The following is a 2,171-nucleotide window of genomic DNA, read 5'->3' as shown; positions in this document are numbered from 1 at the left end:
GTCAATGAGCTGCGCAGTGGTACGCTAGGCCATATTACGCTTGAAACACCCAAAATGCGCGAGGCGGAGCTATTATTAGTAGAGGAGTTACGCGCACAAGCAGAAGCGAAAAAAGAAGCCAAACTAGAAGAAAAGCGTTTACGTAAGAAGCGTGCGCGCAAGAATCGGAAGTAGCTTTAAAGGATAATTTTAACAAAGTAGCCACTCCCGCTTTTCGCTACTATCGTAGGTTATATATTTTAATATACGATCAAAAACACTCATAGCTTGTGTAGGGTGCGCCCAGCGCACCGATAAAAGGATAGTTTAAATGATTGGCAAAATTGAAAGAGTACCACTACGTGAAGTATGGCGTCATGAAGCTTATGACTTTTCAAGTTGGCTCAGTCAAAATATAGATGTGCTCAATGAGGTTATTCATTTTGAAATTCAAAATGTAGAGACTGAGAAATCAACGGGCAGTTTTTCAGTTGATATTACTGGAGAAGATCCTTCTGGAAACATGGTCATTATTGAAAACCAGCTAGAGAAAAGTGACCATGATCATTTAGGGAAACTAATAACCTATTTAGCCGCTTTTGATGCCAAGACTGCTATTTGGATAGTAGCAGACGCCAGACAAGAGCATATACAAGCGGTCAGTTGGTTAAACGAAAATAAGGAAACCAATTTTTACTTAATAAAAATTGAAGGTATTAAAATTGGTGATAGTCAGCTCGCCCCTTTACTGACAACTATTGTAGAGCCTAGTGAAGAGCTTAAAAGAGTAGGCACAGTAAAAAAAGAAAATTCGGAAAGACATAAAATACGTTTTGAGTTTTGGTCGCGTTTGCTGGAGAAGTTTAAATTTTCAAGCACACTTTTTCAAAATATCTCTCCTTCTCAATATAACTGGATTGGAACCAGTTCAGGTTTAAGAGGAGTGAACTATACCTTTTGGCTCAAGAAAGATAGTGTATCTATCAAACTATACATTGACAGAGGTAAAGAAGCAGACGATGAAAATATCTATATATTCGATCAACTTCTCACTTATAAAGATAGTATTGAAAACAAGTTAGACTTTGATATTAAATGGTTGCGGTTAGATGAATATAGAGCTTGTGTAGTAGAAAGCGAAATAAGTTCAGGTGGCTGGCAAACTAATCAAGAAAATTGGAATATCGTAATAGATGAGTCTATACGTAGAATGATTGCTATAAAAAACAGTCTTCAACCTTTAATAGATTCTATACGAGTTACATAAAACGTACCCAGATCACGTAGTGTTAGCCAAGCGCGGCGTTTAATTAAAAACCTATGCTCATACCTTAGATACCGTTTATCATTACTGTAGACTTTATTTTCCACCTAATTAATCTGATGTAAATCAAACAAATTTTAAATAATAGTAAATATCTCATTAGCGGTGCGCAGGGCGCACCCTACCTCCTTGCATCAACTCTCATTACACCCCATAAATGACCTTAGTCATCACCTACAAAATACTATTTTGCTTTACAAGGAATACGCTTGCCTACTCCCTTCTCTCAGCCTGTTACCGCTCTAAACACCTTCGCGCCGCGCCTACTCAATTGGTTTGAAACCAACGGTCGCCACGACTTGCCTTGGCAACAGCATCAAACCGACACGCCCAATCCTTATATCGTTTGGCTATCAGAAGTCATGCTCCAGCAAACGCAAGTGAAGACTGTCCTGCCTTACTTTGCGCGTTTTATGGACTCGTTTCCGACAGTACATGATTTAGCGGCAGCGGACTGGGAGGTGATCGCTGAGCATTGGGCAGGTATGGGCTACTATGCACGCGCGCGTAATTTGCACAAAGGCGCGAAGCAATTGGTTGAGGTTATCGATAAGACTGGCAGTTATCCGCAAACTCTAGAGGGTTGGGAGGCAATATCAGGGGTTGGTCCGTCAACGGCTGGCGCGATTATGGCGATGGGACTCCATAAATATGGTGTGATCTGTGATGGTAATGTCAAACGGGTACTGACGCGCTGGGCTGGTATAGACGGTGATATTACCAAATCCGCCACCACCAAAGAGCTGTGGGCTTTAGCGATGCGCTTAACGCCAAAGGAGGAGTCAGGTCTCTTTGCGCAAGCGATGATGGATATGGGCGCAACGTTATGCGTGCGCCGTAGTCCTGCTTGCTCGTTATGCCCGTTAAA

General features: G+C 41.6%; 2 protein-coding genes. Both read left to right on the top strand.

What is annotated here, in order from left to right:
• Nucleotides 1-310 precede the first annotated feature (310 nt).
• Entirely contained in the window at nucleotides 311-1,246 is a 936-nt protein-coding gene (locus ACTXGO_RS12785) for a DUF4268 domain-containing protein (protein ID WP_443574798.1), read from the top strand.
• 266 nt (nucleotides 1,247-1,512) lie between these two features.
• The coding region (locus ACTXGO_RS12780) for an A/G-specific adenine glycosylase (RefSeq protein WP_443574797.1) at nucleotides 1,513-2,171 on the top strand (659 nt) is incomplete at its 3' end.

Source organism: Psychrobacter sp. T6-1, from assembly GCF_052258445.1.
Note: the sequence above shows the minus strand (reverse complement) of the source record. Positions and strands in the feature narration are given on the sequence as shown.

Coding starts and splice junctions, on each gene's coding strand:
- ACTXGO_RS12785 (WP_443574798.1), top strand. CDS start 311: ATGATTGGCAAAATTGAAAGAGTACCACTACGTGAAGTATGGCGTCAT.